This is a genomic window from Flavobacterium agrisoli, assembly GCF_016522065.1.
Classification (GTDB): domain Bacteria; phylum Bacteroidota; class Bacteroidia; order Flavobacteriales; family Flavobacteriaceae; genus Flavobacterium; species Flavobacterium agrisoli.
Window position 1 is genome coordinate 1 of the sequence record NZ_JAEHFV010000017.1, and the last position, 1411, is coordinate 1411.

Sequence of the window (1411 nt, forward strand, 5' to 3'; positions counted from 1 at the left end):
TCAATTAGCAGGTGTTTTATTTTTATTTTAATACTATTTTTCGTATTTTTATTATCAAATAATAACACCTGAATTTTGAAAAAAAACGACTATTTTTATCTTCAATAAAATTACAAACGAAATTTTTTCAGAAGAGTTTAAGTCACAATTTAGAATGTCTGACAAGTATTTCATTAGAAAAAGAAAACAACATTTCCCAATCATTTTACTCTTTATGTTAAATCTTCTGAGAAAAAGTTTATCTCTTGAAATCGAAAATTTTGTTTCGTTTTTTAAGCAGCAGTCTTTTCCTAAATTTACCAAAAGTGCCTTTGTCCAAGCTAGAAAAAAAATCAAACCTGAAGTTTTTAAACAATTGTCTTCTATGTTATTAGAAGAATTTTATACCGATAACGATGAAGCAATACAGTTATGGAAAAGTTTTCGACTATTAGCGGTTGATAGCACCCGAATTACCCTGCCAATAACAACAGAACTAAAAGCTATATACGGAGTTACTAAAAATCAAACAGATTCTCATATCGTACAAGCTCGTTGTTCTGTTTTATTTGATGTTTTAAACAAATATGTTTTAGACGGAGTTTTGGCTGCTCCTGAAATTGGCGAAAGAGATTTAGCCCTTGCTCATCTGTATTGTTGCAATTCAAAAGATTTACTTATTTATGATAGGGGTTACCCTTCATACAATTTTATACACCAACATATTGAAAAGAATATCAACTTTTTAATGCGTGTAAAAACTACTTTTAGCCAAACGGTAATCGATTTTGTTGAAAGTAAAAAAGTGTCACAAATAGTAGAAATTTTTCCAGGTAAAAACACAAAACTCTCCGATAAACCTTATGGTAAAAACACTCCAGTTGAAGTACGATTGGTTCGTGTAGAATTACCTAATGATAAAGTTGAAATCCTTATTACTTCATTGTTAGATTCTCAAGAACATCCTTCAAATTTATTTAAAAAATTGTATGCCAAACGATGGGAAATCGAAACGTTTTATGACGAACTAAAGAACAAATTGAAAATTGAACATTTTTCTGGTTATTCGAATCAAACCATAGAACAAGATTTTTATGCTGCTTTATTTATTAGCAACGTACAAACTTTGATTGTAAGTGAATTAGAAGATGAAATCAATGAGAAAAACACTAAAAAATACACTTATAAGGTAAACAATAACTTGTCCTATGGCTTTTTAAAAAATCGAATTGTTGAACTTTTTTTAAATCAAGATTCGTGTCAAGAATCTATATTAGATGAATTAAAAGAATTATTCAAATCACATCTCGTGCCAATAAGACCAAATCGGTCATTCGAAAGAAAATCAGGTAAATACAGGGCTAGAGTGAAACCTAAAATAACTAAAAATCAAAAGGATACCATTTAATTTCGGCTTAACTTAATGACATTG

1 protein-coding gene is annotated in these 1411 nt (G+C 28.9%); it reads left to right on the plus strand.

What is annotated here, in order from left to right; translation table 11 throughout:
• The first annotated feature begins 121 nt into the window (after window positions 1-121).
• The gene (locus tag I5M07_RS15940; RefSeq protein ID WP_317191338.1) at window positions 122-1387 is read left to right on the plus strand and encodes an IS4 family transposase; all 1266 of its coding nucleotides are present in this window, start codon (window positions 122-124) and stop codon (window positions 1385-1387) included.
• Window positions 1388-1411 lie beyond the last annotated feature (24 nt).